The organism is Pseudomonas sp. IT-P395 (genome assembly GCF_949767675.1).
Classification (GTDB): domain Bacteria; phylum Pseudomonadota; class Gammaproteobacteria; order Pseudomonadales; family Pseudomonadaceae; genus Aquipseudomonas.
In genome coordinates this window covers 465,731-489,656 of record NZ_CATKPW010000022.1, presented here as the reverse complement: position 1 = coordinate 489,656, position 23,926 = coordinate 465,731, and the positions used below count along the sequence as shown (strand labels likewise).

26 protein-coding genes and 1 other RNA gene are annotated in these 23,926 nt (G+C 59.8%); 12 read left to right on the top strand and 15 right to left on the bottom strand.

The features are described 5' to 3' along the window. Genes ACM6IN_RS17525 through ACM6IN_RS17510 form a run of 4 tightly spaced genes read right to left on the bottom strand, consistent with a single transcriptional unit; the run spans window position 1 to window position 3,585 of the window. Window positions 1-486 carry a DUF4442 domain-containing protein gene (locus tag ACM6IN_RS17525; RefSeq protein ID WP_007911204.1) on the bottom strand — a complete coding sequence of 162 codons (486 nt, stop codon included), beginning with the start codon at window positions 484-486 and terminating at the stop codon, window positions 1-3. Then, window positions 479-1,666 carry a 2-octaprenyl-6-methoxyphenyl hydroxylase gene (ubiH, locus tag ACM6IN_RS17520; protein ID WP_095112840.1) on the bottom strand — a complete coding sequence of 396 codons (1,188 nt, stop codon included), beginning with the start codon at window positions 1,664-1,666 and terminating at the stop codon, window positions 479-481. The genes ACM6IN_RS17525 and ubiH overlap by 8 nt, the downstream gene beginning before the upstream one ends. Continuing rightward, window positions 1,663-2,997 (bottom strand): Xaa-Pro aminopeptidase, encoded by a 1,335-nt coding sequence (gene pepP, locus ACM6IN_RS17515; RefSeq protein WP_007911201.1) that lies wholly within the window; start codon window positions 2,995-2,997, stop codon window positions 1,663-1,665. The genes ubiH and pepP overlap by 4 nt, the downstream gene beginning before the upstream one ends. Before the next feature lie 27 nt (window positions 2,998-3,024). Further along, window positions 3,025-3,585: a YecA family protein gene (locus ACM6IN_RS17510; protein WP_007911199.1), complete on the bottom strand. Its 561-nt coding sequence runs from the start codon at window positions 3,583-3,585 to the stop codon at window positions 3,025-3,027. 130 nt (window positions 3,586-3,715) lie between these two features. Here ACM6IN_RS17510 and ACM6IN_RS17505 point away from each other — a divergent pair, with 130 nt between their 5' ends. The 4 genes from ACM6IN_RS17505 to ACM6IN_RS17490 all read left to right on the top strand — a co-directional run bounded on the left by ACM6IN_RS17505 (window position 3,716) and on the right by ACM6IN_RS17490 (window position 5,135). Then, window positions 3,716-3,925: a TIGR02449 family protein gene (locus ACM6IN_RS17505; RefSeq protein WP_007911197.1), complete on the top strand. Its 210-nt coding sequence runs from the start codon at window positions 3,716-3,718 to the stop codon at window positions 3,923-3,925. Then, the gene (locus ACM6IN_RS17500; protein WP_007911195.1) at window positions 3,922-4,239 is read left to right on the top strand and encodes a cell division protein ZapA; all 318 of its coding nucleotides are present in this window, start codon (window positions 3,922-3,924) and stop codon (window positions 4,237-4,239) included. Before ACM6IN_RS17505 ends, ACM6IN_RS17500 begins: the two co-directional genes overlap by 4 nt. A 30-nt stretch (window positions 4,240-4,269) precedes the next feature. After that, window positions 4,270-4,448, top strand: a non-coding RNA gene (gene ssrS / locus ACM6IN_RS17495) — 6S RNA. Window positions 4,449-4,529: 81 nt separating this feature from the next. Further along, entirely contained in the window at window positions 4,530-5,135 is a 606-nt protein-coding gene (locus tag ACM6IN_RS17490; protein WP_095112863.1) for a 5-formyltetrahydrofolate cyclo-ligase, read from the top strand. Window positions 5,136-5,171: 36 nt separating this feature from the next. On the opposite strand, the gene ACM6IN_RS17485 is transcribed toward ACM6IN_RS17490, so the two are convergent. Next, entirely contained in the window at window positions 5,172-5,327 is a 156-nt protein-coding gene (locus tag ACM6IN_RS17485) for a hypothetical protein (protein WP_007911192.1), read from the bottom strand. Between the two features lie 198 nt (window positions 5,328-5,525). On the opposite strand from ACM6IN_RS17485, the gene ACM6IN_RS17480 reads away from it, so the two are divergent. Next, complete coding sequence (locus ACM6IN_RS17480; RefSeq protein WP_007911191.1) at window positions 5,526-5,978, top strand: EVE domain-containing protein; 453 nt, start codon at window positions 5,526-5,528, stop codon at window positions 5,976-5,978. 139 nt (window positions 5,979-6,117) lie between these two features. On the opposite strand, the gene ACM6IN_RS17475 is transcribed toward ACM6IN_RS17480, so the two are convergent. After that, the gene (locus tag ACM6IN_RS17475; RefSeq protein WP_027610485.1) at window positions 6,118-6,525 is read right to left on the bottom strand and encodes a flagellar basal body-associated protein FliL; all 408 of its coding nucleotides are present in this window, start codon (window positions 6,523-6,525) and stop codon (window positions 6,118-6,120) included. Window positions 6,526-6,675: 150 nt separating this feature from the next. On the opposite strand from ACM6IN_RS17475, the gene ACM6IN_RS17470 reads away from it, so the two are divergent. Further along, entirely contained in the window at window positions 6,676-7,653 is a 978-nt protein-coding gene (locus ACM6IN_RS17470; RefSeq protein ID WP_007911184.1) for an NADPH:quinone oxidoreductase family protein, read from the top strand. Window positions 7,654-7,707: 54 nt separating this feature from the next. Here ACM6IN_RS17470 and ACM6IN_RS17465 read toward each other — a convergent pair whose 3' ends face one another. Further along, window positions 7,708-8,322, bottom strand: a complete 615-nt coding sequence (locus ACM6IN_RS17465; RefSeq protein ID WP_414916435.1) for an energy transducer TonB — start codon at window positions 8,320-8,322, stop codon at window positions 7,708-7,710. 187 nt (window positions 8,323-8,509) lie between these two features. After that, window positions 8,510-9,127, bottom strand: a complete 618-nt coding sequence (locus ACM6IN_RS17460; RefSeq protein WP_123376135.1) for a flagellar basal body-associated protein FliL — start codon at window positions 9,125-9,127, stop codon at window positions 8,510-8,512. A gap of 224 nt (window positions 9,128-9,351) precedes the next feature. Here ACM6IN_RS17460 and glpT point away from each other — a divergent pair, with 224 nt between their 5' ends. Then, window positions 9,352-10,701, top strand: a complete 1,350-nt coding sequence (glpT, locus tag ACM6IN_RS17455) for a glycerol-3-phosphate transporter (RefSeq protein ID WP_414916434.1) — start codon at window positions 9,352-9,354, stop codon at window positions 10,699-10,701. Here glpT and ACM6IN_RS17450 read toward each other — a convergent pair. The 7 genes from ACM6IN_RS17450 to ACM6IN_RS17420 form a co-directional block, all read right to left on the bottom strand. Continuing rightward, window positions 10,677-11,345, bottom strand: coding sequence for a gamma-glutamylcyclotransferase (locus ACM6IN_RS17450; RefSeq protein WP_095112845.1), 669 nt, complete (start codon window positions 11,343-11,345; stop codon window positions 10,677-10,679). The two genes, glpT and ACM6IN_RS17450, sit on opposite strands and share 25 nt — an antisense overlap. A gap of 222 nt (window positions 11,346-11,567) precedes the next feature. Then, complete coding sequence (locus tag ACM6IN_RS17445) at window positions 11,568-12,536, bottom strand: CDP-6-deoxy-delta-3,4-glucoseen reductase (protein ID WP_016985911.1); 969 nt, start codon at window positions 12,534-12,536, stop codon at window positions 11,568-11,570. Further along, complete coding sequence (gene ubiD, locus ACM6IN_RS17440) at window positions 12,536-14,002, bottom strand: 4-hydroxy-3-polyprenylbenzoate decarboxylase (RefSeq protein ID WP_007911173.1); 1,467 nt, start codon at window positions 14,000-14,002, stop codon at window positions 12,536-12,538. The genes ACM6IN_RS17445 and ubiD overlap by 1 nt, the downstream gene beginning before the upstream one ends. An 80-nt stretch (window positions 14,003-14,082) precedes the next feature. Beyond that, the gene (locus tag ACM6IN_RS17435; protein ID WP_414916433.1) at window positions 14,083-16,044 is read right to left on the bottom strand and encodes an acyltransferase family protein; all 1,962 of its coding nucleotides are present in this window, start codon (window positions 16,042-16,044) and stop codon (window positions 14,083-14,085) included. Between the two features lie 138 nt (window positions 16,045-16,182). Further along, entirely contained in the window at window positions 16,183-17,442 is a 1,260-nt protein-coding gene (gene rho / locus ACM6IN_RS17430; protein WP_003229334.1) for a transcription termination factor Rho, read from the bottom strand. A 250-nt stretch (window positions 17,443-17,692) separates the two neighbouring features. Next, a complete protein-coding gene (trxA, locus tag ACM6IN_RS17425; RefSeq protein ID WP_003206727.1) occupies window positions 17,693-18,022 on the bottom strand; it encodes a thioredoxin TrxA in 330 nt (109 codons plus the stop codon). A 120-nt stretch (window positions 18,023-18,142) separates the two neighbouring features. After that, window positions 18,143-18,850 (bottom strand): FadR/GntR family transcriptional regulator, encoded by a 708-nt coding sequence (locus ACM6IN_RS17420; RefSeq protein WP_007911167.1) that lies wholly within the window; start codon window positions 18,848-18,850, stop codon window positions 18,143-18,145. A 256-nt stretch (window positions 18,851-19,106) separates the two neighbouring features. Between ACM6IN_RS17420 and ACM6IN_RS17415 the strand changes: the two genes are divergently transcribed. The 5 genes from ACM6IN_RS17415 to ppx all read left to right on the top strand — a co-directional run bounded on the left by ACM6IN_RS17415 (window position 19,107) and on the right by ppx (window position 23,676). Next, entirely contained in the window at window positions 19,107-19,892 is a 786-nt protein-coding gene (locus ACM6IN_RS17415; RefSeq protein ID WP_414916432.1) for a transporter substrate-binding domain-containing protein, read from the top strand. A 21-nt stretch (window positions 19,893-19,913) separates the two neighbouring features. Then, window positions 19,914-20,582: an amino acid ABC transporter permease gene (locus ACM6IN_RS17410; RefSeq protein WP_007911165.1), complete on the top strand. Its 669-nt coding sequence runs from the start codon at window positions 19,914-19,916 to the stop codon at window positions 20,580-20,582. Further along, the gene (locus tag ACM6IN_RS17405) at window positions 20,579-21,229 is read left to right on the top strand and encodes an amino acid ABC transporter permease (protein WP_007911158.1); all 651 of its coding nucleotides are present in this window, start codon (window positions 20,579-20,581) and stop codon (window positions 21,227-21,229) included. Before ACM6IN_RS17410 ends, ACM6IN_RS17405 begins: the two co-directional genes overlap by 4 nt. Beyond that, window positions 21,216-21,953 (top strand): amino acid ABC transporter ATP-binding protein, encoded by a 738-nt coding sequence (locus ACM6IN_RS17400; RefSeq protein ID WP_007911148.1) that lies wholly within the window; start codon window positions 21,216-21,218, stop codon window positions 21,951-21,953. Before ACM6IN_RS17405 ends, ACM6IN_RS17400 begins: the two co-directional genes overlap by 14 nt. A 220-nt stretch (window positions 21,954-22,173) precedes the next feature. Then, window positions 22,174-23,676, top strand: a complete 1,503-nt coding sequence (gene ppx, locus ACM6IN_RS17395) for an exopolyphosphatase (RefSeq protein ID WP_007911145.1) — start codon at window positions 22,174-22,176, stop codon at window positions 23,674-23,676. Window positions 23,677-23,926: the final 250 nt, after the last annotated feature.

Below are 23,926 nucleotides of genomic sequence, written 5' to 3'. Positions count from 1 at the left end.
TTAAGCCTGTCTCGCTTGCGGCTTGAGCCGCACGTAAAGGGTTTTACCGACCCGCGCCACCAGATTGCCGGCGCCGTCATGAATGTCGACCTGCAACTGCGGCAGGTACTTTTCGCCATTGGCGGTCTGCCGGCGAACCTCGGCGAGCAAGGTCTCGTCGATCGTGAACCGGGCGAACACCGGGCCTTTGCCCGGCGCAATGAAATCGATGTCGGCAGCCTTGTCCCAGACGATGTACTTCGATCCGAGGTTTTCCATGAGCATCAGCATGAAGAACGGATCGACCATCGAATACAGACTGCCGCCAAACTGCGTGCCGACGTAGTTGCGGTTGTACCAGCCGAGCCCCATCGACACCTGCACGTCGCGAAAATCATCGCTGATGTGCCGAACCCGAACACCGGCGCCTAGATATGGTGGGTAGAACGTCATGATCCAGCGCATCAACCGCGCCTTGCCGAACGAACGGATCAACCAGTTACGCATCCGGACGCGTTCCCAAACCCATGGCCTGACGCGCAAACCAGCGCTTGGCCGGCGGCAACAGATCGAGACCGAGCAAACCGATGTTGCGCCCCAGCGAAACCAGCGGCTGCGTGCTGCCGAACAGCCGCGTGACCTGATCGGAAAAACCGACGGTGAGGTCCTGATCGAGGCGCTGCCGCTCGCGATAAGCCTGCAACGTGGCGAAGTCGCCCAGCGGCTTTTCACTGGACAACAACGCGGCGGCCAAGGCATCGGCATCACGCAGCGAGAGGTTGAAACCCTGCCCGGCTATCGGGTGCAGGCTATGCGCGGCATTACCGAGCACGGCCAGATGCGAACGCACCTGCTCTTCGGCTTCGACCAGCATCAGCGGATACAAATGCCGTGCGCCAACCTGCTTCAAAGTTCCGAGGCGATAACCGAACACACCCTGCAATTCGCTGAGGAAATCGCGCTCGCTCAAATCGGCCAAGCGCTGCGCGTCCATGCCCAGACGCGTCCAGACCAGTGCGCAGCGGTTGTCCGGCAGCGGCAGCAGCGCCATCGGCCCTTCGTCAGTGAAGCGCTCGAAGGCCATGCCGTTGTGCGCTTCGCTCGGGGTGATGTTGGCGATCAGCGCACTCTGGTTGTACGGACGCTTGCGCACGTTGATACCCAACTGCTCGCGCAGACCGGAGCGACCGCCATCGGCGAGCACTGCGAGGTCGCACTCAAGGGTGGTTTCATCGTTGAGGGTCAGGCGATAGCCGTCGGGCAGCGGTTCCATGCGCGTGACTTCCGCCGGGCAGCGCCAACTGATCACGTCTTTATCGATGTGCTGCCACAGGCACTGGCCGAGCCAGGCGTTTTCCACCACGTAACCGAGCGCTGGCACACCCTCTTCCATCGCTGACAAACGCGCGGTAGAGAAGCGGCCACGGTCGGAGACGTGAATCTGTTTGATCGGCTCGGCGCGGCGGGAGATTTCCTGCCACACGCCCAGCCGTTGATAAATCTGTCGCGAACCGAAGGACAGCGCCGATGAACGTGCGTCGTAGCTCGGCTGCCAGCTGTCGCCCGGAGCGAACGGCTCGATCAGCACGATCTTCCAGCCTCGCGCCTTGGCGCCGGCCTGCAAGGCCAACGCCAGACTGGCGCCGACCAGACCGCCACCGATGATTGCCAGATTGACTCGACTCATGCCGCGTGTGTCCTTGCTTGCGCCATCAGCGCTTCGATGTCGGCGACGGTTTTCGGCACGCCGCTAGTGAGGATTTCACAACCGGTTTTGGTCACCACCACGTCGTCCTCGATGCGCACGCCGATGCCGCGCCATTTCTTCGCAACGTTCTGATTATCCGGAGCGATGTAGATGCCCGGTTCCACGGTCAGCGCCATGCCGACTTCCAGCACGCGCCATTCGCCGCCGACCTTGTACTCGCCGACGTCGTGTACATCCATGCCCAGCCAGTGACCGGCGCGGTGCATATAGAAAGCTTTGTAGGCTTCACTGGCGATCAATTCATCGACCTCGCCTTGCAGCAATCCGAGCTTCACCAGCCCCGTGGTAATCACTCGAACCGTGGCTTCGTGCGCCTGATTCCAGTGCTTGTTCGGGGCGATTTCAGCGAACGCGGCTTCCTGCGAGGCCAGTACCAATTCGTAGATCGCTTTCTGCTCGGGCGAAAACTTGCCGTTGACCGGCCAGGTGCGGGTGATGTCGCTGGCGTAGCAATCGATCTCGCAGCCAGCGTCGATCAACACCAGATCGCCGTCCTTGAGCACTGCGTCATTCTGCTGGTAATGCAGGATGCAGCTGTTGCGCCCGGCGGCGACGATGGAACCGTACGCGGGCATTTTCGCCCCGCCCTTGCGGAATTCGTAGTCGAGTTCGGCTTCGAGGCTGTACTCGTGGAGCCCGGCCCGACTGGCTTGCATCGCGCGGATGTGGGCTTGCGCCGAGATCCGTGCGGCTTCGCGCATCACCTTCACTTCCGCCGCCGATTTATACAGGCGCATGTCGTGCAGCAGATGATCCAGGGCAACGAATTCGTTCGGCGGCTGGGCGCCAAGATGCGCCTTGGAGCGGATGACGTTGATCCAGTCCATCAAGTGGCGATCGAATTCGGGGTTGCTGCCCATCGCCGAATACACCCGGTCACGGCCTTCGATCAGGCCGGGGAGGATGTCGTCGATGTCGGTGATCGGGAAAGCGTCGTCGGCGCCGAAGTCGCGGATCGCGCCCTCCTGGCCTGCGCGCAAGCCGTCCCACAATTCGCGTTCGGCGTTGCGCTCACGGCAGAACAGCACGTATTCGCCATGCTCACGGCCGGGCATCAAAACGATGACGGCTTGCGGCTCGGGAAACCCGCTGAGGTACTGGAAGTCGCTATCCTGGCGGTAGACGTGCTCGACGTCGCGGTTGCGAATGGCCACCGCCGCGGCGGGCAAAATCGCAATGCTGTTGGGTTCCATCTGCGCCATCAGGGCCTTGCGGCGACGGCTGTATTCCGCTTTCGGGATATGGGTCATGGGCAGATGGCTTTCCCTGGCACGCGATTAATGCAGCGACGGCTTGGCGGCTGGCGGCACGTCGGCTTTCTTGGTTTCCGAGAACAGCAGCAGCGGCGCGACGCGCAGGTACTCCATGACTTCCATGTAGTCGGTCTCGCCGTCTTCGGATTCTTCGAGGGCGTCTTGCACCTGAGAAATGGCCGCCAAGTCCTGCAGCACTTCGGTGGCTTCCGTGCTGAGCATGCTGCTGTCGCGGCAGTTCAGGCCGAAACCGCTGAGGAAGCCCTGGCACCATTCGCCCAGTGCAGCGGCGCGGTCGGCCAGTGGCGCATCATCGGTCGGCAGCAGCAGGACGACAGTGACGTCGTCGCCGGTCAGTTCACCTTTGACCATCTCTTGCAGGCCGATCAAGGCGTTACGGACGTTGTCCTGGATATCGCCTTCGAGCAGTTCGGCGGCGTCGATCAACCAGCCTTCGTTATCGAAGCCGGCACCGGCGCAGCTGCGTCCGAGCAGCACGCCGTGCAGTTCGGCAGGCGAGACGTTGTGGCCGCTGGAAGTCAGCAGGGTGGCAAAGGCTTGGTACGGGGAATTCGCAATGGTCATGGGCAGCTAGGCGCCAGACGGCGCTATGTCTAGAATGAAGGCCTTGTATCCTACATCGACAGACTCGCCAAGACTATTAAAGGCTGTCCGCCAGCTATCCCATCAGACAGACTCCGACCCAGTGGACACAATGGAAGACACCGACCTGCAAGCGCTGATGGCCAGACTCGAACTGCTGATTGGCCGAGTCGAGCAACTTAAGAGCCAAAACGCACTCTTACTAGCTCAGGAAAAGACCTGGCGCGAGGAACGCGCTCACCTCATTGAAAAAAACGAAATCGCCCGGCGTAAGGTCGAATCGATGATTTCGCGCCTCAAGGCCCTGGAGCAAGACTCATGAGTTCAAGCAATAGCGTCACCGTGCAGATCCTCGATAAAGAGTATTCGATCATCTGTCCGCAGGAAGAACGCAGCAATCTGGTCAGCGCCGCGCGCTACCTGGATGGCAAGATGCGCGAAATCCGCAGCAGCGGCAAAGTCATCGGCGCCGATCGCATTGCTGTGATGGCCGCGCTGAACATCACCCATGACCTCTTGCACAAAGAAGAGCGCCCGGATATCCAGGCCAGCGGTTCGACCCGTGAACAGGTGCGCGACTTGCTTGATCGTGTCGATCTGGTGCTCGCCGACGATCAGACCACCACCAAGGGCTGATTCGACTGGCCGCTTGCGGTATACTCGCGGCACTCCCTGGGGTGCTTGCCAGTTGACGATGTCCCTGAGCCGATTCGCACTACCCTGGAAGTTGCACGTTGGGCTGGTGTGCATGTCCGCTAGACGGAAAGCCTTAAAGTCTACTGCATCTTCCACCTTGAACTTTCGGGTTCAAGGGCTAAGTTGACAGCGGTTCATCCGGGGAGCCTGATTCGAATCCGATGTCGGTGAAAACCGCCATCGGATTTTTTATGCGTACGTTTTTGCACCCATCCTGCCGAAGCCGAACCATGACCGAACCCGCGCTGCTGCCCCGCCCGCAACTCCGCCGCCTGCTGCGCAAGGCGCGCCGTGCGCTGAGCAAAAGCGAACAACGCCAGGCTGCCAAGGGCCTGTACCGGCAATTGGCGCAAGACCCGCACTTTCGCCGGGCCAGACACATCTCTTTGTATTTGCCCACCGACGGTGAAATCGATCCGCGCCTGCTGCTGCGTGAAGCCCAGCGTCGCGGCAAAGCGACCTACCTGCCGGTGCTCAGCGCCTGGCCGCGAACCAAGATGGTTTTCCAGCGCATTCGTCCCGGGGAAAAACTCAAACCCAATCGCTTCCGCATTCTCGAGCCACGGGCCAATCTGGCACAGCAACGCAAGGTCTGGGCGCTGGATCTGGTGTTGTTGCCGTTGGTAGGGTTTGACGATGTCGGCGGGCGCCTCGGCATGGGCGGCGGTTTCTATGATCGCAGTCTGGGGTATCTGGCTCGACGCAAAAGCTGGCGCAAGCCGACGTTGCTGGGGCTGGCCCATGAATGTCAGAAGGTCGAGAGGTTGGCGCAGGCGAGTTGGGATGTACCGTTACAGGGCACAGTCAGCGACAAGGCGTGGTATTTCGCAGGATAGGACGCCGCGCAGATCAGCGGCGTCGAAAAAGCCGTTTCAGCGCTTGAAGGCTGTCGACTGTTGAACCTGTTGCGCGACTTCGATCGGCGCATCGGCCTTATTGGCCCACAGGCTCTGCGCGTAACCGGTGGTCACGACGCCCAGGCCGAACAAAATTACCAAAGTCCATAGTAAATCCGGTTTGCGTTTCATCGATTGCCCCCCTCAAGGCACATCATCACGATGACAGCAGCGGTTTCCGTTTGTAGGCCGTGCAGCAGCGTCAAGCTTTAAAGGCCGGCATTTTGCGACAACGTGAACCTGCGCGCAAACGCTGACGTCAACCGACTGTCGGTTTGTCATAAAATTGCCCGACAACCTGCCCAATGACCGTTTCAGGAGCACAAAACCATGGCCTATTGGCTGATGAAGTCCGAGCCCGACGAACTCTCGATCAAAGGTCTGGAAAAACTCGGCAAAGCGCGCTGGGACGGGGTTCGCAACTATCAGGCGCGCAACTTCCTGCGTGCGATGGCGGTGGGCGATGAGTTCTTTTTTTACCATTCCAGTTGCCCGGAGCCGGGAATTGCCGGAATCGGCAAAATAATCGCAGCGGCGTACCCGGATCCCACCGCACTGGAGCCGGAAAGTCATTACTTCGACCCGAAGGCTACAGCGGAGAAAAATGCCTGGAGCGCGATTGACGTTGAACACGTCGAGACGTTTGCGCGGGTGTTGAAGCTGGATTATTTGAAGCAGCAGACCGCGTTGGCCGAGATGCCGTTGGTGCAGAAGGGTTCGCGGTTGTCGGTGATGCCGGTGACGGCTGAGCAGTGGGCGGCGGTGATCACCCTCAAACCCTGATTTATTTGGCGCCTGCCATAATGCAATCGCTGGCAAGCCAGCTCCCACAGGATTTGCGATGGAACACAATATTGTGATCGCCGCAGAACCTTGTGGGAGCTGGCTGCCAGCGATGAGGCCGGCCCGGACAACAGAAGATTTATTGAATGATCAGGTTGTTGAACAACAGATCTTCAACCACCGGCTTGCCGGTCTCGTCATTCATCACTTGCTGGGTCTGTTTCAGCGCTTCCTGACGCAGCTTCTCTTTACCTTCGATGCTGCCCATCGCCTCGGTGGTCTGCTGCGTAAACAACGCCACCAGTTGATTACGGATCAGCGGCTCGTTGGCCTTGACCAGTTTGGTCGCTTCTTCACCAGTCACGCGCAATGCCACATCGGCCTTGTAGACCTTGAGCTTCGGCGTGCCGTCCAGCCCGTAGTTGCCCACAAATGGCGGGCTCAGGGTGATGTAGTTGACCTTCGGCGCCTCGCCTTCTTTGGCTTCTTCGGCCAGCGCTGCCACAGGCAGAGACAGGGCCAGCAACAACATGATCCACGCTTTCACAATTCGCTCCTTATCCGGTTTGCGGCCTAGCATAACGACCCGCCGCGCAAGCACAAGCTTATGGCTGACTATCAGGGCCGGGCATGCTCGTTGACCCGTTGACTGACACACCTACACTTATCGGCCATCACTCCCAAAGGAATAGCCCTGATGAAAGCCGTGCTGTGCAAAGCCTTCGGCCCTGCCGAATCGCTGGTGCTGGAAGACGTCGCCAGTCCCGCCCTGAAGAAGAACGAAATCCTGCTGGACGTGCACGCCGCCGGGGTCAACTTCCCGGACACGCTGATCATCGAGGGCAAATACCAGTTCAAGCCGCCCTTCCCGTTCTCGCCGGGCGGAGAAGCCGCAGGCGTGGTCCGCGAAGTCGGGGAAAAGGTCAGCCACCTCAAGGTTGGTGACCGCGTCATGGCCCTGACCGGTTGGGGCAGCTTCGCCGAACAGGTCGCGGTGCCAGGCTATAACGTGCTGCCGATCCCGCCGTCGATGGACTTCAATATCGCTGCCGCCTTCAGCATGACCTACGGCACCTCGATGCATGCGCTCAAGCAACGCGCCAACCTGCAACCGGGCGAAACCCTGCTGGTGCTCGGCGCTTCCGGCGGTGTCGGCCTGGCGGCTGTGGAAATCGGCAAAGCCATGGGCGCCCGCGTGATTGCTGCCGCCAGCAGCGCCGAGAAACTCGCGGTGGCCAAGGCTGCGGGCGCCGATGAGCTGATCAACTACAGCGAAACCAGCCTCAAGGACGAAATCAAACGCCTCACCGACGGCCAGGGCGCCGATGTGATTTACGACCCGGTCGGCGGTGATCTGTTCGATCAAGCCATTCGCGCTATCGCCTGGAACGGACGCTTGCTGGTGGTCGGCTTCGCCAGCGGGCGCATTCCGGAACTACCGGTCAACCTTGCCCTGCTCAAAGGCGCGGCGGTACTCGGCGTGTTCTGGGGCTCCTTCGCCCAGCGCCAGCCGCAAGACAATGCGGCGAACTTCCAGCAATTGTTCGGTTGGTTTGCCGAGGGCAAGTTGAAACCGCTGGTGTCGCAGGTCTATCCGCTGAGCAATGCCGCACAGGCGATCAATGATCTTGGGCAGCGCAAGGCTGTAGGCAAGGTTGTGGTGCAGGTTCGCTGAGTGACCTTTCGATAAAGGCCAGAATGTCCGGTTCGGTTGTACTGGCCTTTGCTATCAAAGCAACTCACGAATATCCGCCGGCAACAGGCTCATGAATTTGCGCGCAGGGCTCTCTCGACAAGCCCTGACAATCTTTTCAACCTGCCGATTCATCCTGGCAATCATCGCCAGACGCTGTGCCTCCGGTAGCTGAGTTTTATGGAAGACGTTCGATAGATAGGCGCGGGTTTGTGCGAACACCATCGAATCGATCCATGAGTACTCTGCAATGTTGGCGAGGTTGTCGTTAACTGCACGGCATCGCAAGGCTTTCAGTTGCTGGTTGACGTGAATGGATTGATCCAGATCGAGCCGAAAGACTATCGGCGCGACGACTTCCTGCTTTTCGGGTTTGTCCTCCTCTACAGCCCAAGGCTTGAAACGCCACTGCACCAGCGCAACTCTGACCGCTTCAGCCAGATCGGGGTGGTCGCTTTTCAGAATGCTGATTTCGCTGACCGAGCCATCCGCCCTGACGATGAAACGAGCCTTAACCTCTCCCGTAATCCCGGCCCTGGACAATGCCAGTGGATAAATTGGTCGGGGGTTGTCTTCGGGAATCAACAGCGCTCCTGCCGTTTGCACGACACCGCCGACCAGCAACAAAAGCAACGCCACAATCCACCGCATGATCCGCCCCCTGAGCACCCGAATGCCGATCCCGGCAACAGCACAAAGGTTACGGAGCTATGACGTTTAACTGAATGGCGCAACTTCTGCTTTGGACGCAGGACGTTTCCCAAGACACGACGGTAAATCGGGCGAACGCACCACGCGAATGCTCAAAGGTAACTTTTCTGACGGACCCTATACCGTTTCAGCCTGCAATATCGCCTGGCATCAGATGTTCCTGAACCTTCTCGCTACGCGACTTGATCAACTGCCCCTTGTCATCGAAACGCAAAACAATCAGCCAGTCATAAACATCCACCGGCCATTTCGGCTGACCGATCAGTGCCGGGCCGTCTCCGCCGAACGCCGCAATCAGTTTGTTGATGTGGCTGTGGTGCCAGGCGATCAGCACGGTTTTCGCCTGATTATTCTTGCGCAGCGAGCTGACCAGTTTGTCGACGTCGTTATTGGCGTAGGGCTGCTCGATCGGCAGTTGCAGGCGCTGGGACAGTGCAATCAGCGTCTGTCGCGGGCGGATGCTTTCCGGGCTGTCGGCGGTAGCGATCAGACGTTGGGGTGTGAGTGTCTGGTCGTCCAACTGCAACGAGGTGAAATAGTCCGCGTAAGCCGCGGCGCGCTGTTGGCCCCGGGCATTGAGTTCTCGGCCGACATCAGGCTTTTCTGCATGGCGGATGATCAATACGGTGACATTGCGCAGGCCTGGTGCTGCAGAACCTTGGGCGAAGCTCAGTGCCAACACTGAAACAGTCACCGCTGCGACCATCAACAGTCTGGGCAATAGCCTGCGAACTTTCGGGGTCATCGCTTATCTCGAGATATCAGTCGATCTGTAGATCGCGAGTCTAAGTCACAACGTCCCGAGCGCGACAAAAACGCCCTGTTCTTACAGCTGAGCGACAGGTTCGTAAAGGAACACGCGACTTCCAACATTTTCCGCTATTTGCTCGATGCGAACCGGTGCTATTTTCGGTAACGAAACTGTAACATTCGCATCCGCAGTCAAAACAAGAAATCTGGAGCTCTTGAATGTTTGCTTTCTTTCGTCCTGCCGCACATCAGGCTCCATTGCCTGAAGAAAAAATAGACAGCACCTACCGACGCCTGCGCTGGCAAATCTTCGCCGGCATTTTCTTTGGCTACGCGGGTTACTACCTGCTGCGCAAAAACTTTTCCCTGGCCATGCCGTACCTGATCGACGAAGGCTACAGCCGCGGCGACCTGGGTCTGGCGATGTCGGCAATCGCCATCGCTTATGGTTTGTCGAAATTCCTCATGGGCCTGGTGTCCGACCGTTCCAACCCGCGCTACTTCCTGCCGTTCGGCCTGCTGGTCTCGGCCGGGGTAATGTTCATTTTCGGTTTCGCGCCTTGGGCAACGTCCAGCGTGACCATGATGTTCATTCTGCTGTTCATCAACGGCTGGGCCCAGGGCATGGGCTGGCCGCCAAGTGGCCGGACCATGGTGCACTGGTGGTCGCAGAAGGAGCGTGGCGGCGTGGTGTCCGTGTGGAACGTGGCGCATAACGTCGGCGGCGGCCTGATCGGCCCGCTGTTCCTGCTCGGCATGGGCTTGTTCAACGACTGGCATGCAGCGTTCTACGTACCGGCAGCGGTAGCGCTGGGCGTCGCGGTGTTCGCGTTCATCACCATGCGCGACACCCCGCAATCGGTTGGCCTGCCGCCAATCGAGAAGTACAAGAACGATTACCCGGAAGGCTACGACGCCAGCCACGAAGACGAATTCAGCGCGAAAGAGATCTTCGTCAAATACGTGCTGCGCAACAAAATGCTCTGGTACATCGCCATGGCCAACGTCTTCGTCTATCTACTGCGCTACGGCGTACTGGACTGGGCACCGACGTACCTGAAGGAAGCCAAGGGTTTCACCGTCGATAAAACCTCGTGGGCCTATTTCTTCTACGAATGGGCGGGTATCCCGGGCACGCTGCTGTGCGGCTGGATGTCGGACAAGATCTTCCGTGGCAACCGTGGCCTGACCGGCATGGTGTTCATGGCACTGGTGACCGTGGCAACGCTGGTCTATTGGCTGAACCCGGCCGGCAACCCAACCGTCGACATGATCGCGCTGTTCTCGATCGGCTTCCTGATCTACGGCCCGGTGATGCTGATCGGCCTGCAAGCGCTGGAGCTGGCACCGAAGAAAGCCGCTGGCACCGCTGCGGGTTTCACTGGCCTGTTCGGTTATCTGGGTGGCTCGGTCGCGGCCAGTGCGGCGATGGGCTACACCGTGGACCATTTCGGCTGGGACGGTGGTTTTGTCCTGCTGGTGGGCGCTTGCCTGCTGTCGATGGCCTTCCTGGCCCCGACGCTGTGGCACAAGCAAGTCGCCAGTCAGAGCCGTGACGCAGTCGCTTGATCGACCTGTGACTGACAGCGCTTGAGCCGCGCCTCCAGATTGCGATCTGGCATGGCGTGGCTGCGCAGGGCGTGCGCGGTCTGCTCGACATAATCGCGAGTGGTACCGTAACGCCCGCTGGCGCTTTCGAACACCTGGCTCAGCACGTGATCCGGCAAGTTGCCGGCATAGCTGGGCAGGTGACGCTCCAACACAAATCCCAAGGCCTGAACCTGACTGCCATCTTCAAGACGGCAGTTGAGCCAGTGTGGCCGATAGGACGGCACCGGCATCTCGCGTTTCCACAGCGCATAGAGTGCGGTATCGAGATTGTCTTCCGGCAAGCGGTAGGCAAAGCCACTGCACGAACCGCCACGATCCAGACCAAACACCAGACCAGGCATTTCCGGCGTACCGCGGTGCTCGTGCGACCACAGGTACAGGCCGCGATGGTAGCCATGCACACGTCCGCGCACCCGCTCCACCGCCGAACACTCCGGCCGCCAGATCAGCGAACCATAGGCGAACAGCCACACCGGCCCGCCCTTGTGGCGCGCCATGGTCGATTGCATGGAAGCGAGAAGTTGTTCGTGCGTCAGCTGCGGCCCAAGATCGAGCCGCGGAGGGTAATTCAAATTCAGAAAAGCGTTTTCAATGGCGCTCATGGCGAATAGCGTTCAGCTCCCCGCGGGTGAAGAATTACTTAATAGAACGCACCGCTGTAACAATAAGGCACATATGTTTTAAGGCAATTTGAGTGCCATGGCACAGTTCTTAATTGATTGCCTGATTGATATATAACCTAGCGGTATTTATGCAATTACATAAATACCGATCGGCTATATAGGGAGTTATAACGGATTCAGCACGAGGCTCAAGAGCGCGGCTCAAGAGCGCGGGGCGTAAGCGAACACATCGGCACGCATTTGATGGGCATCCATCCCGGCTTCGACCAAGGCGTCGAGGGTGCCGTAGACCATGGCCGGCGAGCCGCTGGCGTAGACGTGCAGCGGTTTCAGGTCAGGGAAGTCTTCACAGACTGCCTCGTGCAGCATGCCGCAGCGCCCTTCCCAGCCGCATTGATCACTGACGACTTTGTGCAGGAACAGGTTAGGCAACTTCAGCCATTCGTCCCAATGTTCGATCTCATAAAAATCTTCTGGGCGGCGCACGCCCCAGTACAGATGCACCGGGTGTTTGAAGCCGTTGGCGCGGCAATGCTCGATCAGCGCATGAATCTGGCCCATGCCGGTGCCGGCGGCGACCAGCACCAACGGCCCGTCGGGCAGCTCGGCCAGATGCGTATCGCCAAACGGCAGCTCGACACGCACCATGGCGTTGCGTTGCAGCTGTTCGATCAGGCTCAGTGCACTGGCTTCGCGCGCCAGCACGTGGATTTCCAGATCACGCCCGCCATGCGGTGCCGAGGCCATGGAGAACGCCGACTTCTCGCCGTTCTCGCGCTCGATCATCAAGTATTGCCCGGCGTGATAACGCGGTGGCTTGCCCGCCGGCGCACGCAGACGCACGCGCCAAGTGTCGCCGCCCACATCGCGGCATTCGATGACCTGACACGACAGGCTGCGCACCGGCAGTTCTCCCAGCGCGAGCACGCCATCCCACAGCAGGATGCAGTCTTCCAGCGGCTCGGCTATGCAAGTGTAGAACTCGCCGTGGTCGTGCACCTTGCCGTCCTGCGCAACGCGGCCTTCAACCAGCAGCGCCGCACACACATGACAATTGCCGTTGCGGCAGCTTTGCGGGCATTCGTAGCCCAGGCGCCGCGCACCATCGAGAATCCGCTCGCCGGGCTGTATCTCAAGCACTGCTCCGGAGGGCTGCAAGGTTACACGCATCAATCTATTCCTAACTGATTCCAGATGGCATCGATCCGTTGGGTGACGGCGTCGTCCTTGACGATCACGCGGCCCCACTCGCGAGTGGTTTCGCCCGGCCACTTATGGGTGGCATCGAGGCCCATTTTCGAGCCCAGGCCGGAGATCGGCGAGGCGAAATCGAGGTAGTCGATCGGCGTGTTATCGATCATCACCGTGTCGCGCTTGGGATCCATGCGCGTGGTGATGGCCCAGATCACGTCGTTCCAGTCGCGGGCATTGATATCGTCGTCGGTGACGATAACGAACTTGGTGTACATGAACTGTCGCAAAAACGACCAGACACCGAGCATCACGCGCTTGGCATGCCCCGGATACGACTTCTTCATGGTCACGATGGCCATGCGGTAAGAGCAGCCTTCCGGCGGCAGGTAGAAGTCGGTGATCTCCGGGAACTGCTTTTGCAGGATCGGCACGAACACTTCGTTCAGCGCCACGCCGAGGATTGCCGGCTCATCCGGCGGACGGCCGGTGTAGGTGCTGTGGTAGATCGGTTTGATCCGGTGGGTGATGCGCTCGACGGTGAACACCGGGAAGCTGTCGACTTCGTTGTAATAACCGGTGTGGTCGCCGTACGGGCCTTCATCGGCCATTTCGCCCGGATGGATCACGCCTTCGAGGATGATTTCGGCGGTGGCCGGCACTTGCAGGTCGTTGCCACGGCACTTGACCAGTTCGGTGCGGTTACCACGCAAGAGCCCTGCGAAAGCGTATTCGGAAAGACTGTCCGGCACCGGCGTCACGGCGCCGAGAATGGTCGCCGGATCCGCGCCAAGGGCCACCGACACCGGGAACGGCTGACCCGGATGCTTCTCGCACCACTCGCGGAAGTCGAGGGCGCCGCCACGGTGGCTGAGCCAGCGCATGATCACCTTGTTGCGGCCGATCACTTGCTGACGGTAGATACCGAGGTTCTGGCGGTCCTTGTTCGGGCCTTTGGTGACGGTCAGGCCCCAGGTGATCAGCGGGCCGACGTCGCCGGGCCAGCAGGTCTGCACCGGCAGCATCGCCAGATCGACATCGTCGCCTTCAATGACCACTTCCTGACACACCGCGTCTTTGACGACTTTCGGTGCCATCGAGATGATCTTGCGGAAGATCGGCAGTTTCGACCACGCGTCTTTCAAGCCCTTCGGCGGTTCCGGCTCCTTGAGGAAGGCCAGCAGCTTGCCGATTTCGCGCAGCTCGCTGACCGACTCGGCGCCCATGCCCATCGCCACCCGCTCAGGGGTGCCGAACAGGTTGCCGAGCACCGGGATGTCGTAGCCGGTGGGTTTCTCGAACAGCAGCGCCGGGCCCTTGGCCCGTAGCGTGCGGTCGCACACCTCGGTCATCTCCAGCACCGGCGAGACGGGAATCTGGATGCGTTTCAACTCTCCGCGCTGCTCAAGCTGCTGCACGAAATCCCGAAGATCCTTGAATTTCATTGACGATGGCACCCTCAAAATAGGCGTACATCCTACCTGCTCTGACGGGCAAACAGCAGCCCGTCAGTGCCCGGGATCGCTCAATTCTGACTGGCACCCAGCAGGATCGGTGCAAACAACGGGCTCAATCTGGCGCTGCCGACGTCGGAAAGGTGGTCCGCATCCTTGTACTGCGAGTGGCCGTCGACATCGATGGCGCAGAGCCCTTCCTTGCACATCAGCGGCGTCGGATCGATGACGTGCACACCGGAATCGGCTGCGCTCATCGAGCCGAACAGGTCAGTGAAAAACTGCTGGCGTGCCAGATGCTCACTGAGCGGACGACCAAGGCCTTCTGCTGAACGGCCGATCCGGGCCAGGCTGGTCAGGCGGTCGATATAGCTCTTGTGCTGCAGCGGCACTTCCTTGAACAGCCAGACTTGCACGCCGGCTTCGCGCAACTCGGCCACACGCGCCTTGATGGCGTTGGCCATACGCTGCTCTGACTGACGCGGGTTGTCCTTGCGATCAAGCAGGAATTGCCGATCCCCATCGCCGTCTTCGCGACCATATACGTACAGGCTCCAATTCGCCGCCAGCACCACGTCCTTGATCCCCAGACTCGTGACGCGGTCCATATTGCGCTGGTTGAAGTCCTTGCACTGCGGGCGCAGGCTGTCATCGATGATCGGCGGGCAACCCGTCAGGCTGTACAACCACACTGGCTGCACCATGCGACTGGCATTGCCTTCGATGGCGGGCAACAACGCTGCGGCGTGACTGTCGCCCCAGAACATTTTTGTCGCCGCAATATTTTCCTCACCGCCCACCAGACAGGACTTGGTCAGCGCCTTGTCGGTGCTCAAGTGCATGCACTTCGACTGCCCTGCGTTCCATTCGCGTGATTGCGCATATTCCAGCGCCTTGCCGCTCAGGCGCTGCGGAATACCATCTGCCGAGCGGATTACCGAGCCGGTAATCGCCAGCACGGTAATCGACACCAAGCCACCGACCAACACCGAGTTACGGCTGGCAAACACGCGCTTTTCACGGAAGGGCAGTTCGATATAGCGCAGGCTCAGCCACGCCAGCACCAACGCCAGGGCAATCCAGCCGATGGCTTCGAGCGGCTGGATACCATCGATGGAAATCGCGTTGGCATACACATAGACCGGCCAGTGCCACAGGTAAAACGAGTAGGACAGCAAGCCGATCCAGACCAGAGCCCGGACACTCAATAACCGGCCAGCCCATGTCTCCCCCTGGGCGCCCGACCAGATCAACGCCGTCGTGCCCAATACCGGCAACAGCGCCGCCCAACCCGGGAACACTGTGGCTTTGTCGAAGGTAAACACCGCCACCAGCACCGCCGCCAGCCCGGCCAGGCCAACGGACTGCCGCAGCCATGGCCGCGCAACATGCTTGGGCACGGGCATTACCGCCAACATCGCACCGCAGAGCAATTCCCAGGCGCGGGTCGGCAGGGCGAAAAAGGCAAACTCCGGCCGGCGTTCGATATAGACGATGTTCAAACCGAACGACACCAGCAGCACGGCAAACAGCATCCAGCGCCAATGACGGACGTAGCGCATCAGCAAGACCATCATCAACGGGAAGAAGATGTAGTACTGCTCTTCCACCGCCAGCGACCAGGTATGCAGCAACGGCTTGAGTTCCGACGCCGGCGCAAAGTAGCCGTCTTCACGCATGAACAGAATGTTGGAAATGAACAGCGACTGGTAACGAATCGTCCGCCCGAGTTCAGCCAGGTCTTTGGCTGTCAGCAACAGCCAGCCTAAAGCCAGCGTCACCACCACAACCACAGTCAACGCCGGCAGAATGCGCCGGGCACGACGGCCCCAGAAGTCGAGAAAACTGAAACGCTGGGCGCTGATTTCGCGGAACAGGATCGAGGTGATCAGGAAGCCGGAAATGACGAAGAACACATCAACGCCGACAAAACCGCCGCTGAATGTAGTGAATCCGAAATGAAACAGTACGACGGGAATAACCGCCAGTGCCCGTAATCCGTCGATATCACGGCGATTGCCAAACGTGTGCATGAAAAAACCTTACCTGTTCTGGATACAAAATCCCTTGAAGGCGCGAAGTTATCAGCCGCGCAAACTTCAATCCAGATACAAATAATTCAAGGCAAAAAAAAGCGCCCTTTCGGACGCTCTTTTCAAACGGCTTGCGTATTACTTGCGCTTCATCGACAAGAAGAACTCGTCGTTGGTCTTGGTCGTCTTCAGCTTGTCGACCAGGAACTCGATGGCAGCCACTTCGTCCATCGGGTGCAGCAGCTTGCGCAGGATCCACATACGCTGCAGTTCGTCGTCGGCCGTCAGCAACTCTTCGCGGCGGGTGCCGGAGCGGTTGATGTTGATGGCCGGGAACACGCGCTTCTCGGCGATCTTGCGATCCAGAGGCAGTTCCATGTTGCCGGTACCCTTGAACTCTTCGTAGATCACTTCGTCCATCTTCGAGCCGGTTTCAACCAGCGCGGTGGCGATAATGGTCAGCGAGCCGCCTTCTTCGATGTTACGCGCAGCACCGAAGAAGCGTTTCGGCTTCTCGAGGGCGTGGGCATCGACACCACCGGTCAATACCTTGCCGGAGCTCGGGATCACGGTGTTGTAGGCACGGGCCAGACGGGTGATGGAGTCGAGCAGGATCACCACGTCTTTCTTGTGCTCGACCAGGCGCTTGGCCTTCTCGATCACCATTTCAGCGACCTGCACGTGACGGGTCGGCGGCTCATCGAAGGTCGAGGCAACCACTTCGCCGCGCACGGTGCGCTGCATTTCGGTTACTTCTTCCGGACGCTCGTCGATCAGCAGCACGATCAGGTGAACTTCAGGGTTGTTACGGGCGATGTTCGCTGCGATGTTTTGCAGCATGATCGTTTTACCGGCTTTCGGCGGTGCAACGATCAGACCACGCTGGCCTTTGCCGATCGGGGCGCACAGGTCGATTACACGACCGGTCAAGTCTTCGGTGGAACCGTTACCGGCTTCCATCTTCATGCGCACGGTCGGGAACAGCGGGGTCAGGTTCTCGAAGAGAATCTTGTTTTTCGCGTTCTCGGGACGATCGAAGTTGATCGTGTCGACCTTGAGCAGGGCGAAATACCGCTCGCCTTCCTTCGGAGGGCGGATCTTGCCAACGATGGTGTCACCGGTGCGCAAGTTGAAACGGCGGATCTGGCTTGGCGAGACGTAGATATCGTCCGGGCCGGCCAGGTAGGAAGCGTCAGCGGAGCGCAGGAAGCCGAAGCCGTCCTGGAGAATCTCCAGCACGCCATCACCGGAGATTTCCTCGCCGCTTTTCGCGTGCTTTTTCAGCAGGGAGAAAATCACGTCCTGCTTGCGCGAACGGGCCATATTTTCTATGCCCATCTGTTCGGCCAATTCGAGCAGTTCGGTAATCGGCTTTTGCTTGAGTTCAGTCAGATTCATATAGGAATGACGTAATCATTTATGGAGGGGGGGAAATTAAGCTTTTGGCTTAATGAGGCCGCGCCGCGGAGAAGGCGACAGGATCGCGAACTAATTCGAAAAGGAGTGCGTCGGCGACGGCTAGCAGGGGGCAATGGAGAAACCAGTGCGGGGCCGAATGTACCACCTGAGTTTCGGAGCGTCTAGCCCTGAATACGCAAAAAGCCCCGCTATTTTGCGGGGCTTTTTTTCAGGCACTTTACAGCGACGCTTAGATGTTGGCGTCGAGGAAAGCCGCCAGTTGCGACTTCGACAGGGCGCCGACTTTGGTCGCTTCAACGTTGCCGTTCTTGAACAGCATCAGCGTCGGGATACCACGCACGCCGTGCTTGGCCGGGGTTTCCTGGTTTTCGTCGATGTTCAGTTTGGCAACGGTCAGCTTGCCTTTGTAAGTCTCGGCAATCTCGTCCAGAACCGGAGCGATCATTTTGCAAGGACCGCACCATTCAGCCCAGTAATCGACCAGGACAGCGCCTTCGGCCTTGAGTACGTCGGCTTCGAAGCTAGCGTCGCTAACGTGTTTGATAAGATCGCTGCTCATGGAATTCTCCAGGTTGTAAGCAAAAAAACGTGGCCCATCATAGCCGCCCTTCCCCTGTTCAGGAAGCCGCAGTTGATTGAGTCTTGCTATGGCACTCGATGAGTTTGGGTATAGCTCAAGTCACGCCGTGGCGGGGGCAATGAAGGAAATTCCGGTGCGCAGGGCCGCGTTGCGCACATGTTCCTGCATGGCTTTTTGCGCAGCGCCGGACGCCCGACGTGCGAGGGCGCGCAGGATCTTGCGGTGCTCCTGCCAGGTTTCCATCGCACGTTCGGCGCGGATGAACGGTAGTTTCTGGCTCTCCAGGAACATCTCGGCGCTGGCGGTGAGGATGCTCAACATCGCCTGATTGCCGCTGGCCAGCAGGATGCGGCGGTGGAATTCGAAGTCGAGTTTCGCCGCAGCCTCAAAGTCGCCAGCCTTCAATTGCTCGCGCATGGCCGCGACATTGTCTTCCAGCGCATCCAGATCGAAAGTACTCAACGTCACCGCTGCCAGCCCGGCGGCAAACCCTTCGAGCGCATAGCGCAATTGAAAGATATCCAGCGGCGACGCTTGCGCCGCAAATGACCACCCCGGCGCGCTATCGCCGCGCGACAATTCCACTGGCGACTGCACGAACACGCCTTTGCCCGGCTGAATACTGACCACACCCAACGCACTCAGCGAGGACAACGCCTCACGCAACGACGCCCGGCTGACGCCCAGTTGCAGCGCCAAGTCCCGCTGCGAAGGCAAAGCATCACCCGCACCGAAACCCTGTTCGGTGATCAGTTTGCGGATCGCTTGCAGCGCCACTTCGGGTACCGCACGGGAAATCGAATTCATGGTTTTTCGGACGCGCCAGGCCAATGTGCGGCTAGTTGTAAAGCTATTCGGCGAGTCCGGCAAGTCGTGCCCCAGCGGGGTTCGGTGAACCACGCCGGTGCGCCATGGCAGTGCGAAAAACAACCTGACTGTTCAGACCAGTAAGACCGAACAAACCCGCTAAAACCATGGCCTGCCGGGGCGAAAACCGCGTATTGGCACGGCCCGTGCTCTGTCCGAACGCAGAAATCACTTCTCGCCGATCCGGAGATTGTCCATGACCAAGCGTTACAGCGCCCTCCTCACCGCCCTGTTTTCCTCTCTGTTGCTCAGCCAGGCTCCCGCCCACGCCGACGGTCTCGACGACGTGGTCAAACGCGGCACGCTGAAAGTCGCCGTACCGCAGGACTTCCCGCCGTTCGGCTCGGTCGGCCCGGACATGAAGCCGCGCGGCCTGGACATCGACACCGCAAAACTGCTGGCCGACCAGCTCAAGGTCAAACTCGAACTGACCCCGGTCAACAGCACCAACCGCATCCCGTTCCTGACCACCGGCAAAGTCGACCTGGTGATCTCCAGCCTGGGCAAGAACCCGGAGCGTGAGAAAGTCATCGACTTCTCCCGCGCCTACGCCCCCTTCTACCTCGCCGTGTTCGGCCCGCCAGACGCGGCGATCGCCAGCCTCGACGACCTCAAGGGCAAAACCATCAGCGTCACCCGTGGCGCCATCGAAGACATCGAGTTGACCAAAGTCGCTCCGGAAGGCGTGACCATCAAGCGCTTCGAAGACAACAACTCGACCATCGCCGCCTACCTCGCCGGGCAAGTCGACCTGATCGCCAGCGGCAACGTGGTGATGGTCGCGATCAGTGAAAAGAACCCGAAACGCGTGCCGGCGCTGAAAGTGAAGCTCAAGGATTCGCCGGTCTACGTCGGCGTGAACAAGAACGAAGCGGCGCTGCTGGCCAAGGTCAACGACATCCTGACCACCGCCAAGGCTGACGGCGCCCTGGAAAAGAACTCGCAGACCTGGCTGAAAGAGCCGCTGCCGGCCGATCTCTGATCGACTGCGCGGGAGACCTTCATGGCTTATCAGTTCGATTTCATGCCGGTGGTGGAAAACACCGACCTGTTGCTGCGCGGGGCGCTGTTCACCCTTGAGCTGACGGCCATCGGTGCGTTGCTCGGGGTCGGCGTCGGGATTGTCGGGGCGCTGGTGCGGGCGTGGAACATCCGCCCGTTCTCGGCGATCTTCGGCGTCTACGTCGAGTTGATCCGCAACACGCCGTTTCTGGTGCAGTTGTTCTTTATCTTCTTCGGCCTGCCGTCGCTGGGCGTGCAGATTTCCGAGTGGCAAGCGGCGGTGCTGGCGATGGTGATCAACCTCGGAGCCTATTCGACGGAAATTATCCGCGCCGGCATTCAGGCGATTCCGCGCGGGCAACTGGAAGCCGCTGCGGCGCTGGCGATGACGCGCTTCGAGGCATTCCGCCACGTGGTCCTGCTGCCGGCGCTGGGCAAGGTCTGGCCGGCGCTGAGTAGCCAGATCATCATCGTCATGCTCGGCTCGGCGGTGTGTTCGCAGATCGCCACCGAAGAGCTGAGCTTCGCCGCCAACTTCATTCAGTCGCGCAACTTCCGCGCCTTTGAAACCTACGCGCTGACCACGCTGATCTACCTGTGCATGGCGCTGCTGATCCGCCAGTTGCTGAACTGGATCGGCCGGCGCTACATCAGCAGGAGCCGCGCATGAGCGATTTCACCTTTTGGGACATCCTGCGCAATCTGCTCGTCGGCCTGCAATGGACGCTGGCGTTGTCGCTGGTTGCGTTCATCGGCGGCGGGATCGTCGGGTTGCTGATCCTGATCATGCGCATCTCGAAAAACTCTGTGTCGAGCAGCATTGCCCGCACCTGGATCGAGCTGTTCCAGGGCACACCGCTGTTGATGCAGCTGTTTCTGGTGTTCTTCGGTGTCGCCTTGGCGGGGATCGAAATCTCGCCGTGGATGGCCGCGGCGATTGCCCTGACCTTGTTCACCAGCGCCTATCTGGCAGAGATCTGGCGCGGCTGCGTCGAGTCGATCTCCAATGGCCAGTGGGAAGCCTCGGCGAGTCTGGCGCTCAATCCGCTGGAGCAACTGCGCTACGTGATCCTGCCGCAAGCGCTACGCATTGCCGTGGCGCCGACCGTGGGTTTCTCGGTGCAAGTGGTCAAAGGCACTGCCGTGACCTCGATTATCGGCTTCACCGAATTGACCAAGACCGGCGGCATGCTCGCCAACGCCACATTCGAACCGTTCATGGTCTACGGCCTCGTCGCCCTCGGTTACTTCCTGCTCTGCTACCCCTTGTCCCTCAGTGCGCGCTACCTGGAAAGGAGACTGCATGCCTCTGCTTAGAATTTCCGCCCTGCATAAATACTACGGCGATCACCACGTACTCAAAGGTATCGACCTCAGCGTCGAGGAAGGCCAGGTGGTGGCGATCATCGGCCGCAGCGGCTCGGGCAAATCCACCCTGCTGCGCACCCTCAATGGTCTGGAATCGATCAACGACGGCGTGATCGAAGTCGACGGCGAATACCTCGACGCTGCCCGCGCCGATTTGCGCAGCTTGCGGCAGAAGGTCGGCATGGTCTTTCAGCAATTCAACCTGTTCCCGCACCTGACCGTGGGCGAAAACGTCATGCTCGCGCCCCAAGTGGTGCAGAAAGTGCCGAAGGCCAAGGCTGCGGAACTGGCGCGCGAGATGCTCGAACGGGTTGGTCTCGGGGAAAAATTCGATGCCTTCCCGGATCGCTTGTCCGGCGGCCAGCAACAGCGCGTGGCGATTGCCCGGGCGTTGGCAATGTCGCCAAAAGTGTTGCTCTGTGATGAGATCACCTCGGCGCTCGATCCGGAACTGGTCAATGAAGTGCTCAGCGTGGTGCGGCAATTAGCCAAGGAAGGCATGACGCTGATCATGGTCACCCACGAAATGCGCTTTGCCCGCGAGGTCGGCGACAAACTGGTGTTCATGCACCACGGCAAGGTGCATGAGGTTGGGGATCCGAAGGTGCTGTTTGCCAATCCGCAGACGGCGGAGCTGGCGAACTTTATTGGCACAGTTGAAGCAACAGCCTGAATCCGCCTCATCCTGATCGTTCCCACGCTCCGCGTGGGAATGCAGCCAAGGACGCAGAGCGTCCCAAAAGCGGACGCAGAGCGTACAGTGAGGCATTCCCACGCAGAGCGTGGGAACGATCAGGTTCGGGGTGCGCGCTCCGGCGGTTTGAACCGTGTGCGTTGGCGCCAGCGTTTGATCGTGGCACGATGTCGGGGTTATCGACCGAGACCCCCTGACCATGCCGCAATCCCAAGCCAAGAATCTGTCCCTGATCGCCGCAATCGACCTGGGCTCGAACAGCTTTCACATGGTCGTGGCCAAGGCCCAGAACGGCGAAATCCGCATTCTCGAGCGCCTTGGCGAGAAGGTTCAGCTGGCTGCCGGCATCGACGACGAGCGCAAGCTCAACGAAGAATCGATGCAGCGCGGCCTCGATTGCCTCAAACGCTTTGCCCAACTGATCAACGGTATGCCGCTCGGCGCCGTGCGCATCGTCGGCACCAACGCTCTGCGCGAAGCGCGCAACCGCCTCGAATTCATTCATCGCGCCGAAGAAATCCTCGGTCACCCGGTGGAAGTGATTTCCGGTCGTGAAGAAGCACGTCTGATCTACCTCGGCGTCTCGCACACCCTCGCTGACACCCCGGGCAAACGTCTGGTCGCCGACATCGGCGGCGGCAGCACCGAGTTCATCATTGGCCAGCGCTTCGAACCGCTGCTGCGCGAAAGCCTGCAAATGGGCTGCGTCAGCTTCACTCAGCGCTACTTCAAGGACGGCAAGATCACCCCGGCCCGCTACGCCCAGGCATACACGGCGGCGCGGCTGGAGATCATGAGCATCGAACATGCCCTGCATCGCCTGACCTGGGATGAAGCCATCGGTTCCTCGGGCACCATCCGCGCCATCGGCCTGGCCCTGAAGGCTGGCGGCCACGGCACCGGCGAAGTGAATGCCGAAGGCTTGGCCTGGCTCAAGCGTCGTCTGTTCAAGCTCGGTGACGTCGACAAGATCGATTTTGAAGGCATCAAGCCGGATCGCCGGACAATCTTCCCGGCAGGTCTGGCGATTCTCGAAGCGATTTTCGACGCCCTCGAACTGCAACGCATGGATCACTGCGACGGCGCCCTGCGTGAAGGCGTGCTCTATGACCTGCTCGGTCGCCATCATCACGAAGACGTGCGCGAACGCACCCTGACCTCGCTGATGGAGCGCTATCACGTCGATCTGGAACAGGCCGCACGAGTTGAACGCAAAGCCTTGCACGCGTTTGATCAGGTGGCGGCGGACTGGGAGCTGGATGACGGCATCTGGCGCGAACTCCTTGGCTGGGCGGCGAAAGTGCACGAAGTCGGCCTCGACATCGCGCACTATCACTACCACAAGCACGGCGCCTACCTGATCGAGCACTCGGACCTCGCCGGGTTCTCCCGCGAAGACCAACAGATGCTCGCGCTATTGGTGCGCGGCCACCGCCGCAACATTCCCAAGGACAAGTTTGCCGATTTCGGTGACGACGGCGACAAGCTGATCCGTCTGTGCGTGCTGCTGCGCTTTGCGATCCTGTTCCACCACATTCGTGGCACCCAGACCATGCCGCAGGTGGTATTGCACGCCAAGGGCAACACCCTGGATGTGGAATTCCCGGAGAACTGGCTGGATGAGAATCAGCTGACTCAGGCGGATTTCGGGCTTGAGGCGGATTGGCTGACGCGGGTGGGGATTGTGCTCACGGTCCACTGAGCCTCGATTGGGCATAAAAAAGGCGATCCTTCTGGATCGCCTTTTTTATTGGGTGTTCGGCTGGGATTTAGTGGTGTGCGTGAGATCGATGCCCCTCACCCCAGCCCTCTCCCGAGGGAGAGGGAGCCGATTTGTGGACTTTTCAAAACCCGAGTTCGACTCGATTTCTCAGGTCGGCGTATAGCGTGAGACACCTCGATCAGTCCCCTCTCCCTTCGGGAGAGGGATAGGGTGAGGGGCTTTTGACTTT

Bases quoted from the DNA above. Each gene is read 5' to 3' on its own strand.
- ACM6IN_RS17525 (WP_007911204.1), bottom strand. From the start codon at position 486: ATGCGTAACTGGTTGATCCGTTCGTTCGGCAAGGCGCGGTTGATGCGC.
- ubiH (WP_095112840.1), bottom strand. From the start codon at position 1,666: ATGAGTCGAGTCAATCTGGCAATCATCGGTGGCGGTCTGGTCGGCGCC.
- pepP (WP_007911201.1), bottom strand. From the start codon at position 2,997: ATGACCCATATCCCGAAAGCGGAATACAGCCGTCGCCGCAAGGCCCTG.
- ACM6IN_RS17510 (WP_007911199.1), bottom strand. From the start codon at position 3,585: ATGACCATTGCGAATTCCCCGTACCAAGCCTTTGCCACCCTGCTGACT.
- ACM6IN_RS17505 (WP_007911197.1), top strand. From the start codon at position 3,716: ATGGAAGACACCGACCTGCAAGCGCTGATGGCCAGACTCGAACTGCTG.
- ACM6IN_RS17500 (WP_007911195.1), top strand. From the start codon at position 3,922: ATGAGTTCAAGCAATAGCGTCACCGTGCAGATCCTCGATAAAGAGTAT.
- ACM6IN_RS17490 (WP_095112863.1), top strand. From the start codon at position 4,530: ATGACCGAACCCGCGCTGCTGCCCCGCCCGCAACTCCGCCGCCTGCTG.
- ACM6IN_RS17485 (WP_007911192.1), bottom strand. From the start codon at position 5,327: ATGAAACGCAAACCGGATTTACTATGGACTTTGGTAATTTTGTTCGGC.
- ACM6IN_RS17480 (WP_007911191.1), top strand. From the start codon at position 5,526: ATGGCCTATTGGCTGATGAAGTCCGAGCCCGACGAACTCTCGATCAAA.
- ACM6IN_RS17470 (WP_007911184.1), top strand. From the start codon at position 6,676: ATGAAAGCCGTGCTGTGCAAAGCCTTCGGCCCTGCCGAATCGCTGGTG.
- ACM6IN_RS17465 (WP_414916435.1), bottom strand. From the start codon at position 8,322: ATGCGGTGGATTGTGGCGTTGCTTTTGTTGCTGGTCGGCGGTGTCGTG.
- ACM6IN_RS17460 (WP_123376135.1), bottom strand. From the start codon at position 9,127: ATGACCCCGAAAGTTCGCAGGCTATTGCCCAGACTGTTGATGGTCGCA.
- glpT (WP_414916434.1), top strand. From the start codon at position 9,352: ATGTTTGCTTTCTTTCGTCCTGCCGCACATCAGGCTCCATTGCCTGAA.
- ACM6IN_RS17450 (WP_095112845.1), bottom strand. From the start codon at position 11,345: ATGAGCGCCATTGAAAACGCTTTTCTGAATTTGAATTACCCTCCGCGG.
- ACM6IN_RS17445 (WP_016985911.1), bottom strand. From the start codon at position 12,536: ATGCGTGTAACCTTGCAGCCCTCCGGAGCAGTGCTTGAGATACAGCCC.
- ubiD (WP_007911173.1), bottom strand. From the start codon at position 14,002: ATGAAATTCAAGGATCTTCGGGATTTCGTGCAGCAGCTTGAGCAGCGC.
- ACM6IN_RS17435 (WP_414916433.1), bottom strand. From the start codon at position 16,044: ATGCACACGTTTGGCAATCGCCGTGATATCGACGGATTACGGGCACTG.
- rho (WP_003229334.1), bottom strand. From the start codon at position 17,442: ATGAATCTGACTGAACTCAAGCAAAAGCCGATTACCGAACTGCTCGAA.
- trxA (WP_003206727.1), bottom strand. From the start codon at position 18,022: ATGAGCAGCGATCTTATCAAACACGTTAGCGACGCTAGCTTCGAAGCC.
- ACM6IN_RS17420 (WP_007911167.1), bottom strand. From the start codon at position 18,850: ATGAATTCGATTTCCCGTGCGGTACCCGAAGTGGCGCTGCAAGCGATC.
- ACM6IN_RS17415 (WP_414916432.1), top strand. From the start codon at position 19,107: ATGACCAAGCGTTACAGCGCCCTCCTCACCGCCCTGTTTTCCTCTCTG.
- ACM6IN_RS17410 (WP_007911165.1), top strand. From the start codon at position 19,914: ATGGCTTATCAGTTCGATTTCATGCCGGTGGTGGAAAACACCGACCTG.
- ACM6IN_RS17405 (WP_007911158.1), top strand. From the start codon at position 20,579: ATGAGCGATTTCACCTTTTGGGACATCCTGCGCAATCTGCTCGTCGGC.
- ACM6IN_RS17400 (WP_007911148.1), top strand. From the start codon at position 21,216: ATGCCTCTGCTTAGAATTTCCGCCCTGCATAAATACTACGGCGATCAC.
- ppx (WP_007911145.1), top strand. From the start codon at position 22,174: ATGCCGCAATCCCAAGCCAAGAATCTGTCCCTGATCGCCGCAATCGAC.